At 43.0% G+C, this 20543-nt stretch carries 16 protein-coding genes and 1 other RNA gene; 5 read left to right on the top strand and 12 right to left on the bottom strand.

Annotated elements, in window-relative coordinates; genetic code table 11:
* Positions 1–1859: Ig-like domain-containing protein (locus DN068_RS05210; protein ID WP_133254084.1), on the top strand; the 1859-nt coding region annotated here is incomplete at its 5' end.
* 442 nt (positions 1860–2301) lie between these two features.
* A complete protein-coding gene (locus tag DN068_RS05205; protein ID WP_110997831.1) occupies positions 2302–2748 on the top strand; it encodes a hypothetical protein in 447 nt (148 codons plus the stop codon).
* A gap of 104 nt (positions 2749–2852) precedes the next feature.
* On the opposite strand, the gene ssrA is transcribed toward DN068_RS05205, so the two are convergent.
* Positions 2853–3223, bottom strand: a transfer-messenger RNA (tmRNA) gene (gene ssrA, locus DN068_RS05200).
* A gap of 171 nt (positions 3224–3394) precedes the next feature.
* Here ssrA and DN068_RS05195 point away from each other — a divergent pair.
* Entirely contained in the window at positions 3395–4303 is a 909-nt protein-coding gene (locus tag DN068_RS05195; protein ID WP_110997830.1) for a histone deacetylase family protein, read from the top strand.
* Between the two features lie 2 nt (positions 4304–4305).
* Here the strand turns inward: DN068_RS05195 and DN068_RS05190 are convergent, their stop codons facing one another.
* The 5 genes from DN068_RS05190 to DN068_RS05170 are packed head-to-tail and all read right to left on the bottom strand — an operon-like array spanning position 4306 to position 10833.
* Positions 4306–4707, bottom strand: a complete 402-nt coding sequence (locus DN068_RS05190) for a response regulator (protein WP_110997829.1) — start codon at positions 4705–4707, stop codon at positions 4306–4308.
* Between the two features lie 5 nt (positions 4708–4712).
* Complete coding sequence (locus DN068_RS05185) at positions 4713–5798, bottom strand: hybrid sensor histidine kinase/response regulator (protein ID WP_110997828.1); 1086 nt, start codon at positions 5796–5798, stop codon at positions 4713–4715.
* A gap of 11 nt (positions 5799–5809) precedes the next feature.
* On the bottom strand, positions 5810–7915 hold the full coding sequence (locus DN068_RS05180; protein ID WP_165836286.1) for a sensor histidine kinase: 2106 nt from the start codon (positions 7913–7915) through the stop codon (positions 5810–5812).
* Positions 7916–7969: 54 nt separating this feature from the next.
* Positions 7970–8704 carry a hypothetical protein gene (locus tag DN068_RS05175; protein ID WP_110997826.1) on the bottom strand — a complete coding sequence of 245 codons (735 nt, stop codon included), beginning with the start codon at positions 8702–8704 and terminating at the stop codon, positions 7970–7972.
* A gap of 47 nt (positions 8705–8751) precedes the next feature.
* A complete protein-coding gene (locus DN068_RS05170) occupies positions 8752–10833 on the bottom strand; it encodes an Rv1355c family protein (RefSeq protein WP_110997825.1) in 2082 nt (693 codons plus the stop codon).
* A gap of 120 nt (positions 10834–10953) precedes the next feature.
* Here DN068_RS05170 and DN068_RS05165 point away from each other — a divergent pair, with 120 nt between their 5' ends.
* Positions 10954–11418, top strand: coding sequence for a response regulator (locus DN068_RS05165; protein WP_110997824.1), 465 nt, complete (start codon positions 10954–10956; stop codon positions 11416–11418).
* Between the two features lie 5 nt (positions 11419–11423).
* Here DN068_RS05165 and DN068_RS05160 read toward each other — a convergent pair whose 3' ends face one another.
* Complete coding sequence (locus DN068_RS05160) at positions 11424–12083, bottom strand: response regulator transcription factor (protein WP_110997823.1); 660 nt, start codon at positions 12081–12083, stop codon at positions 11424–11426.
* A gap of 553 nt (positions 12084–12636) precedes the next feature.
* Positions 12637–13203 (bottom strand): GNAT family N-acetyltransferase, encoded by a 567-nt coding sequence (locus DN068_RS05155; RefSeq protein ID WP_110997822.1) that lies wholly within the window; start codon positions 13201–13203, stop codon positions 12637–12639.
* A 65-nt stretch (positions 13204–13268) separates the two neighbouring features.
* Between DN068_RS05155 and DN068_RS05150 the strand changes: the two genes are divergently transcribed.
* On the top strand, positions 13269–14882 hold the full coding sequence (locus DN068_RS05150) for a hypothetical protein (RefSeq protein WP_110997821.1): 1614 nt from the start codon (positions 13269–13271) through the stop codon (positions 14880–14882).
* A gap of 154 nt (positions 14883–15036) precedes the next feature.
* Here DN068_RS05150 and ligA read toward each other — a convergent pair whose 3' ends face one another.
* The 4 genes from ligA to DN068_RS05130 form a co-directional block, all read right to left on the bottom strand.
* The gene (gene ligA / locus DN068_RS05145; protein ID WP_110997820.1) at positions 15037–17130 is read right to left on the bottom strand and encodes an NAD-dependent DNA ligase LigA; all 2094 of its coding nucleotides are present in this window, start codon (positions 17128–17130) and stop codon (positions 15037–15039) included.
* Positions 17131–17254: 124 nt separating this feature from the next.
* On the bottom strand, positions 17255–17875 hold the full coding sequence (locus DN068_RS05140) for an L-threonylcarbamoyladenylate synthase (RefSeq protein WP_110997819.1): 621 nt from the start codon (positions 17873–17875) through the stop codon (positions 17255–17257).
* Positions 17876–17982: 107 nt separating this feature from the next.
* Positions 17983–18681: a glycosyltransferase family 2 protein gene (locus DN068_RS05135; RefSeq protein ID WP_165836285.1), complete on the bottom strand. Its 699-nt coding sequence runs from the start codon at positions 18679–18681 to the stop codon at positions 17983–17985.
* 5 nt (positions 18682–18686) lie between these two features.
* The gene (locus DN068_RS05130; RefSeq protein ID WP_110997817.1) at positions 18687–20543 is read right to left on the bottom strand and encodes a hypothetical protein; all 1857 of its coding nucleotides are present in this window, start codon (positions 20541–20543) and stop codon (positions 18687–18689) included.

The raw sequence follows: 20543 nt of genomic DNA, 5'->3' as shown, positions 1-20543 counted from the left end.
CTTTACGGACCATGCAAGTGGCAACGGGAGCTAGTTACAGTCCAAGCCTGCAAATCACTACCAAATTCTGGGTAGCTTGTAAGAGCAGTGCGGGTTGTTACAGCGCTTCTGTTCCGGTTATTGGCACTATCAGCAAATTACCAGCTAATCCGACAGCGCCACCAGTCATGCGTTGTGATACCGGCGTTGTAAATTTGACAGCTAACAGCAGCGACACTAGTTGCAAAACGCTGATCTGGTATCAGGATTCTTTACGCACCATGCAGGTGGCAACAGGATCTAGCTACAGTCCACACTTGCAAAGCACTACCACTTTCTGGGTAGCTTGTAAGAGCAGTGCAGGTTGCTTCAGTGCTTCTGTTCCGGTAGTAGCTACGATTAATCCTCGTCCTGCTGCTCCTGGCGTAACACCAGCGGCGCACTGTGGTCCGGGTTCACCAACTATGGTTGCTACCGGCGGTGTTAACTGCGACAGCCTGTTATGGTATAGCAACTCGTCATTGACAACACGCGTATTCTTTGGCAGCAACTACAGTCCAAACCTGAATGCAACTGCTAGCTACTGGGTAATCTGTAAAAGTATCAACGGCTGTTCTAGCTTACCAACCATGGTAACAGACACAACCTATCCAGTACCTACATTAACGCTCACCAATCAGGAAGTATGTAGAGGTGCAATCATTACGCTCACAGCTACACCTTCAGGTGGTACATGGACTAGTCCACAACTGGGCACACTGCTGGGTGGCAAGTTTAACACAAATCTCGTCCCTCCGGGTATGTACAAAGTGGCTTACTCTGTAACCAATTCAAACGGTTGTACTAAGACCGACAGTGTAAAAATCCTTGTCAACAATTGCGGCCCGATCGGCTGTACTGTCACACAAGGTTACTACGGCGGTAATGGAAAAGCCTGCGATGGCGATACCCTCTACTCAAGCCCTACAGCACTCATCAACAAGCTGCTCGCCACCAATATGATCATCGGTATTGGACCTAAATCCATACTGATACCAATGGGCTCCGGAGCAACTGTTAACGCAGTGATGCCTGGCGGTAGTACACCAATTGGCTTGACTTACACCGGACAATGTACCATCAGCACAACAAACGGATCTTGTTTTGCGACCAACTATCTTAAAAATGGCAGGATCAACAATGTGTTGTTATCACAAACCATTACACTGGCTTTAAATGGCCGGATGAAGAATGGCATCTTGCTCACCATACCAATACAGCAAGGTTATATGGTAACGCAATCAACGACCGGATGTGGTTCTTCTGCAACCACTGTGCCTTGTAGCTCTAGCTCTGGCGCAATGTCGCAACACCAAATGACTCCGAGTGTAGCCAACTATCTCACCAACAACGGTACGACTAACGCTACAATCGCTGATCTGCTGACACTGGCGAATCAAGTGCTGGGCGGTGCACTCATTCCGGGACAACTAGGACCGAACAACATTACTGTTCCTTCTTATTCCAACGTGAATGACGCAGTAACGCTGATTAACGAAACATTCGACGGATGTGATCAGTTCATTGGCTACAACATTCCGCTTTGTGGTCAAATGAAACCGGCAGTCACAACTCCTACTTCAGTAATCTCACCTATTACAGCTGGACAGTTTACGGTTTATCCGAATCCAACTCATGGTACATTTACCGTAGAGTCTCCGGAAAACATGACCAACACTGTCATTACTGTATTAGACCTCAACGGCAGGGTTATTGCAAGACAAAATATCTCAGTATCCGGACATACAGTGTTTAACCTCGAAAACGTAACCAGTGGCGTTTATGTAATCTATATCAGCGATGGTAAAGATGCATTCCACGTTAAGATAATGGTGCTTTAGAAGGGAACAAGTGGTTTAACCAGGATGCCGGCTCTCTATTGAGCCGGCATCCTTTTTTTGATGTTACGCTGCAAAACCAAAACATCAGATCTTTCAAAACCGTCGGACCGGATTTTTTACTCCTCTACGGGAACAAATAAAAAAAGCGGGAACAAATTGTTCCCGCCATACCCCTGTTGCTTTCGGAAATTTTGGTGCCATTTTTTTAGGATTGTGAAGCTAAAACAGCGCCAGTCACCTCCCTTACGCAATACAAAGCTCGTATTTATTTACTCACCAGAAAAATCTTTAACAATAGACCCAGCAAGGATTACAGACGCTTTAACCGTAACTAAAAACACAAAAAACAAGCGACTCAATTTCCCAATAAAATGCCATGTCATTTATCGTTGTTAGTGTATACGTTTGCTTAGAAAAAAATTGCAATGTAAAAACGAACACTATGCAAATCCGCAAATTGATAATGCTGCTCCTTCTGCTGCTAACTTTCAAAGGAACCGCCTGCGACTGTGTTTTGTCTATGTGGGTTCATATGGCGAACGCCAAGATGGTATTTGTGGGCGAAGTAATAGGTGTAAGGAACTTACGGGATTCAATTGGTCTTTATGAAATTGAATTCAAGGTTATCAGATGGCTAAAAGGGGAACAGAAAACAACCAAGTGTAAAGTCTATGAGGAAGATCTTTACGCTGCCGGCTGTGGCATTGGGTTTGACATGGGGGTCGAATATGAAGTGTATGTTCGTCCTTGGCCGGCAGCACCTGAAAGCCAGCTTCTATCGGTCAATACTTGCTCGGATACGCATCGGCTAGCAGAGACATGGAATGACGCTAATCAAGTGTATATCGATACTACGAAAGCGTATATCGACACTACGAAGATTAAATAGCCGGGTCTTCTCTTAGATGATCTCAGAAGACTGGTCGAGTTGTTGGCCGACTTTCAACTTATTAAATAAAAAAAGCGTTCCGGATCAAGACCTGGAACGCTTTTTTGTGGAGCCGGCGGGAGTCGAACCCGCGTCCAAACATATGCCCGATAAGCTTTCTACATGCTTATTCCGGAATCGATTGTCGGAAACAGGACAGGACCGGACAAACTTACCTGTTTCTTATCTGCTTGAATTTCGCGTTATCTGCGCAGAACAAATAACCCTAGCCCATTCTTGTTTGATTTAGGCGGCGGCAGTAGCTATGGGCAACTACACGCGGCGGCCAAAATGGTTACACTAATCTCTGATTAGGCAGCCATGGCATACTGAGTATTGCCATTTGAAAGTTCGGGTATTCAGATTTACGTGCTAATTATCCAACGCACGGCATGCTTACTTACCCTGCCCTATGCTGTCAAAACCAGTCGGCCCCGGTTTTGTAGCTGCGCCTGCTCAAATAAACAGACGCTAAGTTGCTGAGTAGTAAATAGAAAATTTACCAGCTATCAAAGAACAAGGGGACAAATTTAATAAAATTCCCCCGCATTTCTGTAGCAATGTTTTCCATGACGGAACCTGTAAATTTGCCCCGCTTTTACACTTGATGAAATACATCGCTTACGATCCCATTTTTGCACACCCGCTGCCAGACGGTCATCGCTTTCCCATGGCGAAGTATGAACTCATTCCCGGCCAGCTGATTTATGAAGGAGTTATTACGGAAGCCAATCTATTTGCGCCGCAGCCTGCCGCCGAAGAAGACATTTTACGTGCACACGATGCGGATTATTGGCGCCGGATGAAAAACCAGCAACTGACCGAACGTGAAATGCGGGCCATCGGATTCCCGCTGTCGGCTCAACTGGTAGAACGTGAAATCCGGATTGCGCAGGGTTCTATCGATTGCGCATTAATCGCGTTGCAAAATGGCGTTGCGCTCAACGTAGCAGGCGGCACGCACCATGCTTTCCCCGATAAAGGCGAAGGATTTTGTCTCCTTAACGATTTTGCGATAGCGGCCCATTATTTATTACATCATCAACTGGCAAAAAAGATCTTGATTATTGACCTGGATGTTCATCAGGGAAACGGTACAGCAGCGATCTTTAAAGACGACCCTCGTGTGTTTACATTTAGCGTCCACGGCCAACATAACTATCCCTTCCGGAAGGAAACCAGCAGTCTCGACATTGGGCTGCCGGACGGCACTTCAGGCATCGATTACTTAAACATGCTTGAACGGGAACTGCCGGCTTTGTTTGCTTCTGTGCAACCAGATTTTGTCTTTTATCTTTCCGGCGTAGATGTATTGGCTACTGATAAATTAGGCAAACTGAAGCTTTCGCTGACGGATTGCAAACATCGTGACGAAATCGTTTTTTCTCTTTGCCGCAGGCAAAAACTTTCAGTTGCAGTAGCTATGGGAGGAGGTTACTCAGCAGATGTACGCCAGATTGTGACGGCACATTGCAATACGTTCAAGATGGCGAAAGAAATTTTTGACCTACACTAGATCTATACAGTCTCCAGCAGATCTCTAACCACATTTACTGTAAGAGGTTTGTTTAGAAACCGCCGCACGCTAGGGAAATTAACGCTGCGGCGAATATCATTCTCATTAATGGAAGAAGTAACAAAATAAAATGCATAACGGTCTTTAACCTCCGCAGGCAAAGTCTCAAACTCCTGCACAAACCCAAAACCATCCATCAGCGGCATCTGGATATCTACAAAAAGAATTATTTTCTTGCCGTCAGAATAATCATCAATCTGCCGGATGTATTGAATAGCGTCTTCCGCATTCTGAAAAACCTTTACAGACGCAGGATTACCTACGTTCTGAATAACTTTTTCAGCGATGCGACAATCAAAAAAACTATCGTCTATAACTATGAAATGAAACTGAGAAGCGTCCATTTATTCTATTTGCCCTGTATCGTTACTATAAAACTTGTGCCTTCGTCTTTCTTGGAGGTAACTTTAATATCGCCGTTCAGGCGATTCAGCGCATCTTTTACATTGTACAGGCCAAAACCGGATCCAAATTCTTCGGAAGTAGCTCTGTAAAACATATCAAAGATATAATCCAGATAGTTTTCGTGTATACCGATTCCGTTATCTGCAACCGTAATGACTGCCGTGTTGTCTTTTACACTGATGTCTACATGCACAAACTTATGCGCAATGTTTTTCTTCTGGTACTTAAAGGCATTTGACAGCAGATTATTCAGAATAATCAACAAAGAAGTTTCATCGCTCCTGAAAGCAGACTGCACATCTTTATTGATAATGAACTCTACGTTGTTTGTCTTGCCTACCAACTCAAACATATCTTTCAGCTGTGCAGCCAGATTATCGAAGTTTACATCGCGTATTTCCAGCTCGCCGCGGCGCATGTTGTAATAGTCGTGAATGTTGTGAATAAAATCATCCAGCTTTTGCATCGCCTTTTCCATTAATCCCACCATTTCTTTGATCTCACTTATATCATCCGTTTGCTTCGCAATGTTGATAGCGCCCAGCACGCTTAAAATCGGGCTACGCAGATCGTGTGTTACACTGTAGGCAAATTTATCCAGTTCGTTGTATGCTTTCTGGAGCTCTTTATTTTTTTCAGTCAGCAAAGAAGAAGTAAGGTAATAGCTATATCCTTCTTCAATTGCAGACCTGATATCTATTTCAGACCACGGTTTTTTAATGTAGCGGAAGATCTGACCACGGTTAATCGCATCAATTACAGCTTCAACATCGGTATAACCGGTTATGAGCATGCGCACCGGTGACGGATGTGTGGCCCGGATCTCTTCAAAAAATTCTACACCGGTCATATTAGGCATCCGCTGGTCGCTGATGATCACTGCTATTTCCGGATTAGCATTCAATTGTGCAGCGGCTTCCTCGCTGCTATTAGCGGTGTAGACCTGATAGTCGACACGAAAGGCCGCACGAAAACTATGAAGGTTATTCACTTCATCATCGATATACAGCACTTTTATTTTTCCGCTCATACTTCGTTTAATTATTGATTAATAGGGATTGTTATCACAAATTCCGCGCCAAGTCCTGGCTCTGAATTCACCTCAATCGTTCCGTTATGTTTTTTAATAATGTTGTACACGATAGAAAGCCCCAAACCAGTGCCTTCTCCGACGTCTTTCGTTGTAAAGAATGGTTCAAATATTTTCTTGGCGGTCTGTTCGTCCATCCCCATACCATTGTCTTTGATATGAATTTGTACATGATCCTTACCCAACTGATTGGTAGAAACTGAAATTATCCCGCCAGACTTACCGTCAAAATGTTTATTGATGGCATGGATACCGTTTGAAATAATATTCAGGAATACCTGATTGAGCTTACCCGGATAACAATCCACCAACGGCAAATCGCCGTAATGTTTTTCAATTTTGATCTTATCGTTGAGCAGACTATTCACAATGATGATCGAAGAATCGACGCCTTCATGAATATTTACTTTTTTCAGATCGTCTTCATCTACACGCGAGAAAATACGCAACCCTTTTACGATCTCAGCCGTACGTTCTGAGCCTTCACTGATACCCTTCAGCAGGTAATCAATTTCAGTCATCAGGTAATCGTATTCTATATCCTCTTTCAACGATGCAACCTTTTGTTTTTTGGCCACCTGATCCATTTCATCGCCCAATGCCAGTTCTTCAAACTTGCCGAGTGTGTCTATGATCAGGGCTATATCCCGTTTCAACGGACTTACATTGGCAGTAACAAAGTTAATCGGGTTATTGATTTCGTGTGCAATTCCCGCAGTCAACTGACCAAGCGATGCCATTTTTTCCGATTCCACCAATTGCGTCTGCGCATCCTTCAAGGTATTCATCGCAATATTAAGATCTTCATTGGCACTTTTCAATTCTTCAGTGCGTTCGCTCACTTTCGCCTCGAGTACAATATTCTGGTCTTTGATGATCCGTTCGTTTTCTTTCGCAATACGCAATGCTTCCGCCTGTGATTCTTCTTTTTCTTTTTTCAGGATATTGATATTATCCGCGAGTGCAAATGACAGCAAGATCACTTCAGCGGCCGACCCTACCTGCAAAAAGCGATAGGTGATCATATTGTAGGCAAACAAACCATAATCTTTCATCACAAACACACAGCAGCTTACAAGAAACAATGTCCATGCGATGATGAAAAAGCGGGCTGGTTTGTATTTTTTCTGATAAAGACGAAATGCCGAATACAGGATAAAAAGCACACAAAGAGTGGCGTTCATATCAATAAGATGGTAGCTGACTATTCTCTGGTTGAAAACCAGCAACACCAGTGAAACCAAATAACTTATGATAATCAGATTAAGTATCAGATGCAGCCTTGGTACATTCTTTCTCGTCTGCAAAAAAGATTTCACAAAGTACAGCGCCGAAATACCCGATAGTGCACCGCAGATATTTACCATATTTTCTGTCAGCCACACGCTGTGAGACCAGAGGAAACGATGTCCATATCCCTGCAATGCAGCCTGCGTAAGTGTTACCCAAACTATATAATGCACGTAATGCAGATAGCTTTTTTCACGAACCGAGAAGTACACAAACAGGTTATAGAGCAGCATCCCGATCATAATCCCGAAATAAATACCGGAAATCAGATCTGTGATGCTTATGTTATAAACGATAGAAGGCGTATTGTCGAGCGACAGCGGCACTAATATTTGTTTGCTGCCCTTCAGACTCAGATAGCAGACAGCGGAGTCGCCGGGAGCTATGCGCAGATTGAAAATATAGTTTTGATGTTTAAACTCCCGCTGGTCTACCGGCATGGCTTCTTTCACCAAAGTGCTGTCAATATGCCCATCCGGATAAACTACATAAAGGCCCACGTCATCAATAATGGAGTGTGCCAGGTTCATCACTATTTTATTTTCGGAAGATCCGTTGACAACCGCAAATTTCACCCAGTGTATTTTGTTATCAACGCCGAGATTGATCACGTCACCATGCGAAGGCGTAAACAATCCGGGATTGCCAACTACTTTCTGAAAAGGTGAAACCGCAGCCGTATCAGAAAACACGCTGCAGTATTTGCCTATAAAATGACCATTAATGCTACTGTCGTAAACAATGTGCGCCTGGCCATATGATACCATGCTCCAAAAACTAACAATTAAGAGTAATAGTAGTAGTGCTCGCTTTCTCATCAATTATAGATATAAATTTTTTTTTAGTATTCCGGATTTAAACCAGGCATCCAGATTAGGTATTTCCAGCTGAAAATCGATCTCCAGCTCTTTGCAGCGGGGCACCTCTACTCTCTGACCATTCAGATTCTGACGCATAGTAAAAACCTGCTGACGCCCTTCGGGATCGGCCTTAAAAAGAGTTATCGGATCTTCGAGTACCATAGCAGTAGCCACGAGATCGAGTTTGGGATAATAGAAGGTACCCTTGTTACCAACACGATCCAGCAGATCAAAACCCACGTTTTCCACCATTTTTACTGTATATGGCGCACAAAGCGCAAAGAGACTGTCCAGTTTTATTTGTTCAATAATAGCTACACCAGCGGGAATTAGCATACTTCCAATCCCCAGCCCTGCTACTTCTTTTGAACTCCAGAGACCACATATTTCCCCCGTTCCATTATACGCATATTCGTTAACAATATCATATATGGACTTATCCATAAAACCTGTCGCTTCTTCGATCGGCAATAATTGTGTGCCGCCGGATACATGGACGCGCGAACCTCCATAAATTTTGCTTCCGTCTAAAGACTCTACGATAATTACGAATGCTGCAGGATTTTCCGCCCAATCATTTTTCGAAGAAGTTACCTTCTTGACGCCGATATCCTCAAGCACTCTCTGATGTCCGAGAATAAACTTCTGACATGCATCGTAATCATCTATTGCCCTAAAAGCCCTGATCTTTATCATTTCGGGTAGTCTTCAAGTTAATACCTGGATTGAAGATACTGTTACCATTATTGCTCAGATCTGATACCGCACACAAAAAGCGCGTTGCCAGGATCCGTTTCAAAATTGGTAATGAGGCTTTGTTTTAATAGGTGTATTTCTGTGTAAAATTCCGGAAAATCCTCCACTCCGAACAACTGCGGAATGCTGTCATTCAGGAAGACCTGTCCGGCATCTGACATCCATATCAATGATTGCAATTTTTCTCCAAGGCTGATCAGGCACGCGGCATCTTGCGTATTGGCATCAATCAGACCTATCTGCTGAAATGAGGACCATCTCATTTTGGCAAGTAGACTAAGTGCCTTTCCTTTATTCCATTTACCTACGTGCTGAATCGCTAAAGGATCTGACGCCATAAGATATACCGGCTTTGCCGTTGGCGGCAAACCAGTGTCTTCATAGGCCACTCCCTCCCCTTGTGGCGAAAAACGAATGTAATTATAGTAAAACTTATGTGTTTGTGGTATAAAATGAAGTAGTCGTTCACATTCCGATAACGAATCGGCTACCACATCCTTATCTTTTGCCCAGTTAATTTTTATTCCTTGCGACTCCAGAAAGCTAAGAGGGGAAAGGCTTTTAGCCATTACTAACTCTTTTTCACCCGCTTTGAACCCTACAACAAAATAAGGTTGTTCCTGATTATGAGCGACAATGGTTGCCTCCAGTTTTTTGCCATCCAGCTTCAATTTATAATTAAACGAAGCAATCATCCCCCCCATCACACAGAGGTAACTATTGCCGAGAATTTCACTCCTTTTCACAAAAATGATCAGTTTGTCGCCATTTTTCCGGAAAGTGAAAGGAAAACGTTTGAATAATTTATTCTGCTCTTTTGCAAATTGAATGAGCGAATCAATATAGGCACTGTCCTGCGCTTCAAAACCCGGTTGCGTGATATCTTCCCCGAAAATACCCAGCGCTTCCTGTCTCAGTAACTCAGAATTAAAATGAATACTGTTTCTGGCATGGCCCGGATCGCTGATCTGTTTTTCAAGATCTACATAGTACCGGCCAGATTCATGAAACTGATCCAGCAAAATACGACGAACCACATCGGTGGTAATAGCGCCACCCAAAACCACCGATGACGCGGTTTGCGGCCAGGTACCAATGCTCTGTCCCAACTCCATCATAGATGCCTTCATGCGCGGTGAAAGTGTGTCTGCACCAATCATTTTCAACACATATCCAACACGCTCTGCTTCCGAGATAGATTTTAAATCATCTGGGGTTAAACTGCCGGCATAACCATGCAATATCGGCCGGTCCGGTTCCAGGTCAAAACGCTCAATATCCAGCATACCACGATCATTTGTATCCATCACCACTGGTATGCGCATTTCGCGCGCCTTAAAACGACTTGCGATTTTCATATCAAGACCGTCGCACACCTCTACGAGCAGATCAAGTGTTTCATCGTTTTTACCGAAAAATGCCTCAATATTATCATCCTGCAGGCCTTCTTTAAAAATCTTTACCTGTAAAAACGGATCTATCTCAGCAATCTCACGAGCCACCATGATCACTTTGAGCAAACCCAGATTGTGAATACCGGTACGGATGCGATTCAGATTGCTGAGTTCCGCAGTATCGAAATCTGCCAGACGAAGCTCACCGCCAACTCGCTCCATAGCCAACGTCAGCGCAATGGACTGCCCAACCGAAAGCCCTATAACGCCAATCTTTTTGCCCGCAAGAATATTTTGTTCTTCTTCGGTAATTTTATGCTGATTGCGACTGGTTCTTACTTCTATAAATTCTTTTTCCGGAAGAATGTGCACCAACCTCTTACTCCAGGGATAATATACCCACAAGCCGAATTCTTCAGCGTCAGTTCCGTTAAGATGGGCATCAATCATTCCTGGATATTCATCTTCTGCAATGCGACGAAAAGGATGACGGATTTTTAATAATTCCCGGATTTGACTATGTATATCATCGTTTATTAATGTAATTTCATTATTAGTTAGTAATGTATTAAGTTGAGAACGATGACCAGAATTATTTAATTGAAAAAAAACGGGAGAGTATATCTGATTTGAAGCTTCATTTTTACCTTTGAGGTGCTCAAAATGTAAATGCATAAATGATTTATTGTTGACTTGTGATATGTTCGAGTATGATCATTTTGAAAAATAAGACTTATTTCTTATATTGCAATGAGGGCGTAACTTTTTCTAACACAATCTATTCCGTTAATTTTAATGTCAGATAAAAAAATTAAGATACTGTATGTAGATGATGAGATGCATAATCTCATGTCTTTTAAAGCTACGTTCCGCATAAAGTATGATGTAATGACTGCCATAAGTGGCGGAGAGGCCATAAAGTTACTGGACAATAATGAAATACATGTTATCATTACGGATCAACGAATGCCCGGAATGACCGGTACGGAGTTCCTGGAATCCATATTAGATCGACATGGAGATGTAATGCGCATTTTGCTAACTGGTTACGCAGATATTAATGCTGTAATTGATGCCGTAAACAAGGGAAAAATATTTCACTACTTGTCAAAACCCTGGAATGAGCAGGAGTTAGACGACACAATTCTCCGTGCCTACGATTTATACCTGAAAAAGCTGGAAGAAAAAGAGATGAATGAAAAGCTGGCCATCTCAAATGACCAGCTGGAATTTATGCTTCGTCAGAAATTACTTTCCTGACAATCTTATTCGTTATACGGCACTACACCTATGCGTAGCGCATACATTACCAATCCCGTTCTGGATTTTACACTTAACTTTTCACATATTGCGTCTCTATAACCCTCTACCGTACGCGGACTGAGACGCATTTTTTCTGCGATTTCCTTATAAGTAAGCTCGCTGCAGCAGTAAGATAAAAACTGTACTTCTTTGTCGGTAAGCTCGGCGGAATTTACTTCTTCTTTGCGATGCAATAACTGGAATAAACGGCCATTCACCAGATCGGAATGATAGTATCCGCGCTGGTATACCTCACTTAATGCACGGCGCAACTCTTCGGGCTGGCTATTTTTAAGCACATATCCATTGGCGCCGCTCTTCAGCATTCTGATGATATTGAAATCATCGTCGTACATAGAAAGGACCAGCACTTTAATATTGGGCCATTTGCTCTTTAATACTTCAATAGTTTTGTGCCCGTCCATTTCGGGCATATTAATATCAAGCAGACAGATATCAATTTCGTTACCATGTCCATTTAGCTGATCTAATAACTCCCGTCCGTTTCCAGCTTCCACGGCGATCTTAAAACCATCGTAAGAAGATATTAACTGGCATACTCCGCGACGGAGTATGGGAATATCTTCAGCAATTGCCACACTGATTGATTTCGTAGAATCCATAACACAATAAATTAAATACCCGCAACAACCGCAGTCGTAAACTGCTTTTTACAGATAGAAAATGTCCCTGAAGTTTTTTTGACTGAAGTTGCTCCCCCTTCAGAATTGCCAGCCGGCAGAAACTCTTTCAATCTCAAATATATAAATAAACGTCAACAAAATCACAACTAAGGTCAAATTCAGCGTTTTCGGGGTCCAGGGCAAATCTACAAATTAACACCGGGTTTTTACGGTAAAGGCTCAGTGAAAAAAGCGTGAAAAATTCCGTAAAAGGCTCGTTGATATAATATCCGTTCCTTTTGATCTTTGTAATAGAAAGTGATTGAAAGTTAATAGACGATGTAGGAAATGTAAAAATCGCTTTCGCACAAAATCGGCTCTTTCTCTCCAGGAAATTCTCTCCAAAACAATTCCTGGTTATCCCCTTGAAAGCCTCGCTTCACGTGAGGCTTTTATATTTTACCCCATCCCCAAAAGGAGTCTCTGAACGGGTAGTCCATTTTATCCTGCTTTTTTCTCACTACGACGCAAAGCATTCATAATACTTCACCAGTCATAAATTTCGCTGCATATGGTCGTAACTATGCTCCCACAATTGCTTTTGTCCGACGGTTACGAAACCTATACGTTCGTACAATTTTTTTGCCAGCGGATTTTCATCATCTACAATGAGCCCCATCTTAGTAGCGCCTCTTGATTTAGCCGCGGCACATGCGGCTTCAATCAGTTGTTGCCCGATTCCTTTCCCTCTGAAGTCGTCACGAACACTTATCGTATCAATATAAAATTCACCGGATGCGGATTCTGCCTCAAACAAATACTGCTCTTCTTCATCCTCATAATAAGCATTTAGGAAATCATTGATCGGCTGAGCCATTGCTTCTTCTTCATCACCATTGTAAAAAACAACGGAACCAATGACGCCTTGCTTCGCATCCTGATAAACCAATGCGTTGCGATAGCTATGTCTGTTTATTTCCTGAAGAAAAAACTTTTTCACGACTGGATAAGCCTCTTGTTCGCTGCCAGAACCTGTCAATTGAAACGCCCCCGGCACTAGCGCTTTCACGATTAATGGCACCACAAAATCCGCGTCTGCTCTAGTTGCTGGTCTGATCATAATCAAAAATAGCTACTCTTTTTGTGTATGAGGAATATTAAATTGCGTCCGCATTCTTTTAAAAAATGAAAAAACTAATAACTCTATTCGCCGCAGTGCTGCTTTACACCGCAGCCGGCGCACAAGCTGCAAAAATCGTTTACAGCGATCCTATCGAAATCCCCGCGGTGGGTTACAACAAGCTGCTGCAGGTCAGGAACGGCAACACATTACTCCTCCATTTTGAGCCCTACAAAGGAATCGTCTTAAAAGTGTTTGATAAATCACACAAGGAAATTGCTTCGCAAAAACATACTTGCGAAATAGTAGACATCAACGCTTTGAACCAGGCAGATTTTAAAGGGTTGTTTGACATTAATGGCGAAGCAGTGCTGTTTATTCAACAACCATACCTGAGCCGCATGTCGCTCATGCGCCTGCGTATAGACGCGAACACAGGAAAGCTGCTTAAGGAAGAGGTTGTGGAACGTGCACCGACTTTCAAAAATGAAACGATCTTTTACGTACAGCAATTTTCCGGCAAAGACCAGTATGCAATCCTGCATTATAAAAACCTGGCGTTTATGCCGGATGAAAAAATAAAAATCAGCATCTGGAGTTCTAAAAATGAAAAACTGCGCGAAGTAAGTATCGATAAACCATTCGAGGAGTTGCACACCATGCGCTACAATGGTTTTAATGCTGAAAAAGACGCCATTTATGCATGTTTTAGCTTATATATACAGATTGCCGACGGACAGTTTAAGCAATATCTGTACAATGCAAGACTTAATGAAAATGACACTGCCTGCAGTTTGCAAAAAGTGGAAATTGACGATCGAATTCCTTCCTATTTTTCTGTTTTTACGCCTAACGAATTTGCGGAAACAGAAAACATGATGGCCATGAATATGTATTCAACAGAAGAGAAGGTGGGCGAAAACAAAGAGACTGCCTATTTCCCTGTTCCTTATTTTTTCTCCTTTGCAAAATCCGATTTTTCGGTAGCGTCCAGCAGTGTTATCGAAGAAGATAAAATCAACGAAAAAACTGCGGGCATGCGCGATACGATGACGCCTTCAGCCTGGATACCACTGCGTATGCACACCAGCAAAACCGGCGCCTCGGCTGTGTTCTATGAAATGCAGCACGATTATTTCAAACATGAAAAAGGAAAAGATTTTCACCAGACTTACCTTGGTCACCTTGCTGTGAATATTCTGAATGATAACGGTTCTTCTGTTTTCTGCCTGGTTATACCGAAAAAGCAAGTGTTGTATAGTTTGTACGAAGCTGAAGATCTTTCGCGAAGAAATACCACACGGCATTTGTTCCGGGACATGGCTGCAGAAGACCACTATAGCCAGTTTGCATCGTTTGAGGTATTGCCCGTAAAAGGTAATTATCATATTCTGGTAAATGACCTCGTTGAGAATTTTGACAGGAAAATCACTGATACGCTCAATGCTGTAACGAACTTTGACTACAGCAACGCAATATGTTATACATTGAACCGCAAACGGGAATTGACTAAATCTTATTTATTCGGAACACCGGCAGCGGGTGAAGCAAAACCTTGCCAGCTGGAAAGTGCAAACTATAACGAATCAACCGGCCTATACGCCGTAGTAATGCAGGAGTATGCGAACAATAAAACAAGTATAAAAATTGCCTGGTGCCAATTTGATCCGAGCATTTAAGCCTTCGACAGTTGCAAGCATCAAGCTGTGATTGCTTAAAACGATGCGAACTCAAAAAGAACATAAAAAAGGTTGTCCCTATGGACAACCTTTTTAAATTAAATAATATGGCGCTCACAACCGACAATTACCAACTCACGCGGTAATCAACGATTTAAGATTGTATCAACGCCAGAAACTCTTCTTCTGTAAGAATATTTACGGTTCCCAGCTTCTTCGCTTTTTCTAATTTAGAACCTGCGTCTTCGCCTACAACAAGATAATTCAGCTTACTGCTTACGCCCCCGAGAATGGCGCCACCTTTAGCTTCTACCATCACTTCTGCATCACTGCGCTTGAAATGGCTGAGTGTACCAGTGAATAAAAATGTCTTACCCGACAACTCACCTTCTACACCCGCGTGCCCTTTTAACTGATTGGCAAGATTCACGCCTTCCTTTTCCAGTAAATCCAGCATATGGCGGTTTTCATGCGCATGGAAGAAATGCGCTACAGATGCTGCAACCTTCGGACCAACATCTTCGAGTGCAATCAGTTGCTCTTCTGTCCAGTCATACAGCTCTTTGATATGACCTACCGCATTCGCCAGAGTCTTAGCCATTGTTTCACCAACATGGCGAATACCAAGACCATAAATCAGCCGATTGAGCGGTTGTTGTTTTGAATTTTCAATCGCTTGCTTCAGATTAGAAACGGACTTGGCACCGAAACCTTCCCAGCCTTTTACTTCATCCCAATTGATGTGATAAATACCCGGAATATCTGTCACGATTTTATTCTCATAAAAACGAAGCACATTTGCGCCGCCGAGGCTACGGATATCCATTGCATCTTTGCTGGCAAAGTGCATAATGCGCTCTACCACCTGCGCCGGACAGCTAATATTAATGCAACGCCAAACGGCTTCTCCCTGTGGTTTTTCAAGCGCTTCACCACACACCGGGCAATTCTTCGGAAACTCTATTTCGGTTTCTGTTCCATCACGTAATTCCGCAAGTGGTTTTACAATATATGGAATCACATCGCCGGCACGTTCTACCAACACAGTATCGCCGATATGTAAATCTTTTTCGCGAACCACATCTTCATTAAACAATGAAATAGAACTTACAGTCACCCCGCCAATAGGCACCGGATCAATTTTCGCGACTGGTGTTACAGAACCTGTACGACCCACCTGAAACTCTACGCGGCGTAATTTACTTGTAGCTTGCCTGGCTTTAAATTTGAACGCTACAGCCCAACGCGGATGGTGTGTGGTCATCCCCATTTTATCCTGCATATCGAAGCTGTTTACTTTGATAACAAGCCCATCTACTTCGTAAGGGAGATCATCTCGGCGTTCTTCAAATGCATGACAGAATTCTATGACCTCATCAATGCTGCCGAAACGTTTCATTTCTTTTACCGGCGTCGGGAAACCCAGGCTGTACAACCATTGCAGCGAACCAAAGTGTGTATTCAACGCTTCCGGCTTTTCGCCTTGCTGTGTGTAATAACTAATGTGATATAGGACGGCAGACAATCTGCGTTTACGCACTTCTTCAGGATCAAGCATCCGCAATGTTCCGGAGGCCGCATTGCGCGGATTAGCTAACGGCGCCAGGCCCTCTGCTGTACGCTGCTGATTAAAGGCTGCGAATGTTTCTTTATGAATAACCACTTCACCGCGGATTTCGATTTGCCCGACACCATCTTTCAAAAAATCCGCTGCCAGCGGAATTGATTTTATCTGGCGGATATTAGTAGTAATTTCTTCCCCCATCACACCATCACCACGCGTTGCACCGCGCACCAGCTTTCCATTTTCATAAATCAACGAAATACTCGCGCCATCATATTTTGGCTCTACACAATACTCAATTTTATCCGTACCTGCCAATTCACGACAACGACGATCCCAATCAGAAAGATCATCAGCATTATAAGTATTGTCAAGACTGAGCATCGGCACAAGATGTGCAACGGTTGGAAAACGCTCGCTTATTCCCTGCGCTATACGTTGCGTTGGAGAATCTTCTGTGAGTAATTCAGGGAAAGCGCCTTCGAGATGTTTTAATTGTTTAAAAAGCTGGTCGTACTCAATATCAGCCAAAACAGGCTCGTCCTGTACATAATATTTCCAGTCGGCAAAATTGATAATCGTTTTAAGCTGATCAATCGTTGCAGCCGGATCATTTACCGCTGTGAGCGCCAAAAGATCTTTTGCCTGCTTATATAGTTGCTGTTCGTCCTGCTTTGTGTACATGGCCCAAAAATAGGCCAAATCGCTGATGTCGGATCTATTTATGAGTTGTCAATTGTCGGTCGTGAGTCCCCAGACTTAAAACTTACAACTTATCACTTAAAACTGAAATCAGCCATCAGCTATTTTAATCAAACAATCCTTCCCACGGGCCTGCACCTTCACGAATCAGTTCCGGTTCACCGCTGGTACAATCTACAACCGTTGAAGGAACAATATTTCCCGGGCCGCTATCGATAACAATGTCCACCAGTTTTTCAAAAAGATCGTGCATCTGCTCAGGGTCAGTATAGTATTCTACATCGCCCTGCATCGGCAAAGAAACGCTCATAATCGGATGTCCTAATTCCCGGACGAGCATTTGAGTAATCTTATGATCGGGCACACGAATACCAACCGTATCTTTTTTTGTTTTCAGTAATTTCGGCACTTCGCGACTTGCTTCCAGAATAAATGTATACGGCCCGGGCAATGCACGCTTCAGAATGCGGAATATAGGCGTATCAATGCTTTTGGCATAGTCACTCAGGTTGCTGAGATCGGAACAGATAAAGGAAAATTGCGCTTTTTTCGGATCAATACCTTTAATACGGCAAATGCGCTCGATTGCTGCTGTGTTGTAAATATCACATCCCAGACCATAAATCGTATCTGTAGGATAAATGATCACGCCGCCTTTCCTGAGACTTTCTACGACCGTATTGATATTTCGCTGCTGCGGATTATCAGGATGAATATGTAACAACATGGTGAAAAAGTTATGTACATGAAGTTACGATTTATATGAAAAGTGATTAAAACCTGCAGATTGCAAAAAACTACCCAATGCAAAAACCGTTGCTTGTCCTTTATTTTTTAGCTGCGCTTTTGAGAAATGATGGTCATGAAATTGGTAAACTCACGCACCAGTATTTTCATTTTCACTTTAGAAAAGCTAACGCCTTCACGCAGCGACACAGGCACGGGCAATAAGCGCTGATGCATGCGTTCCGCATTATAAATCATCTCAAGATCGAAAAGGTAGCGGTTGATCTGACCTTGTTCCAAAATCCTGGCAGCATGCTGATTCAAACCCTTCAGCCCGCACTGCGTATCCGTAATGCTGATGCGCAGCAAGCGGCTGGTCATAAAACGAAGCGTCTTGGAAGTCCATTTTCGCAGTAAGGGCACATGCTCATAATACAGATCATCCTTTACGCCTACAGCGATATCGCATTTATCAGAGATCAATGTCTCGTAAATCCGCATAAAGCTTTCATGCGTGTACGGAAAATCAATGTCTGTATAGATGATATAACGGCCTTCCGCTTTCGACAAGCCGGTGCGAATGGCGTTGCCTTTACCCTTGTTTTCGTGGTAATGAATGTATTTGAGGCCAGGTATTTCTTTCTTCAGCACCGCTATATCCCGCGACAAATCTACCGGAGAACCATCATTGACAAGAATCAGCTCTACGCCGGCAATCTCTTTCCGGATTTTTTCAATGCTTGTAATAATATGCTCGTGCCAGCCAGGAAGCGGATTATAGCAAGGAAGTATGATGGATAGCTGCACGAAGATTACAATTTTGGGTACCACTCGTAAAATACAATATTCCCGAAGCTGTCAATAGCATTCAGCTTATTTCTTTGCGGAAACTGATTAATTTTCAAGTAATAATCTCTTGCTACGGCACGGTTTTCGCCTGGTACAACGCCCAAAGAAAGGTCTGCAGCCGCTGTTTTATCATAACAAACTAATACCGGTTTCGGCTGCAATTTGCTTTTCAGTTCAGGTAAAAGACTATCATTTGCAAATAATGTAAGCAGCATATGGCTCTGTTCCGGAACCGTACGACTTAATTTACACGCCATCATCGGCAGTTTTGAATGCATCTGAAACTGGAATGAGAACAAAGAAACCGGACCATAATCATCCAACACGAAATCACCAACCTCGCTTCCTACCGTGTAATAAGGAATTGGAACGAATGCCTGGTATTTACTGTAATCAAGCTTCAGTGGCTTAAAGTCGGGCGCATTTTTTTTGCTCAGCACATTGTCTTTATGCACGCTTTGAAATTTATCAACATAGTCTTTAATCTCCATGCCGCCGAAAAATGCAAATGCAATCAGCACTGTCCATTTCTGTTTTATGGTATAATGCTTTGTCATTGCGATGAGCGTATAAATCACCCATACATAAAAACTAAAGAAGAAAGGCCATGCCAAACGGCCCAGGCAGCGGAATTGCTGCACCCTGTTGGTAAACCAGTGAAGATACAGGAACGGATTGAACAGATTGTAAACCATGAACCCATCCGAACCATCAGTGTTGTAAGTTTCGCCGATAGAAATAGAAAACATCATCAGACCTGCCCAAAACAAAGAGGCTTTGAGCGGATCATTAAAAAACTCTTTCTGAATAGTTTTAAAACGACTGCGCTCCGCCTTCCGAAATAAAATCAGCAGTAACATAAACAGTGCTGCGAAGAGTCCGCAATTCCCCAGAAAAGCCAAAGTTTCTGCATCAGAATTCCATTTCATGCTACGCAGCGGGAACGGTATAGTATAGAAATCCTGACTGGTTACCAATGCACCGAAATGCACTTTTATCTCATCCCAGCCGTAACCGCCATTCTGATCTTTACGGAATGCATAAAACTTATCAAATGCTAATAGCGTCGCAAGTGTGAAGCCTACAGTAATCACCGGCAGCGCAACAGAAGCAACCAGACTCTGCTTGCCATCTTTGGTTTTCCTGTTGTATAATCCATAAATAAGGAGAATGGCTGCCTGAAAACCTGTAACGATCGGCAAATAATATCCATGAATAAAAAACGCACAATAACCCAGCAATACAGAGGCAGCCAGGACCCAGATTCTTTTACGCAGATGCTCCCTCCGCTCATACCACATGATACTAAAAGCAATAGCAAGCAGAATCAGAAAAGAATAAGAAAGATTGAAATGGCCGCGCCAGATGCGCATCACCTGCATATTAATCCATGGCAGAAAAACAGCCAGCAGAAACGCAAAGCGATCGTCGCGAAATAGTTTTCTGAAAATATAAAAACACAACAACCCACTCAGTATAATACCCAGTATTAATGTCGTCTGGAATATTTCGAAAGTGTAATCGGAAAGATCATAGATATGATGACAAAACCATTTGAAACAGATGGAAAACAATGGCGTGTTGTCGGTATAAAAAACATATTCGCCGAAGGGATAGTTCATCGCGTTATACTTGAAAATCCCGTCGTGGCTTACCGGTTCTTTTACATAAGACAGAAGCGTAAAAGTATTTTTCAGACCGTCTTCCACATTAGAAAAGGCAAAATTTTGCGGGTCGATCCGGAAATCCTTAAATGCAACCAGCGAAATAAGAATATGTATGGCAAAAATAACCAGGTAGAGGTAGCGCCTGTTTTTCAT

The sequence above is a fragment of the Taibaiella soli genome (assembly GCF_003236175.1).
Classification (GTDB): domain Bacteria; phylum Bacteroidota; class Bacteroidia; order Chitinophagales; family Chitinophagaceae; genus QKTW01.
The sequence above is the reverse complement of the archived record's forward strand: the minus strand, read 5'-3'. Positions and strand labels throughout refer to the sequence as shown.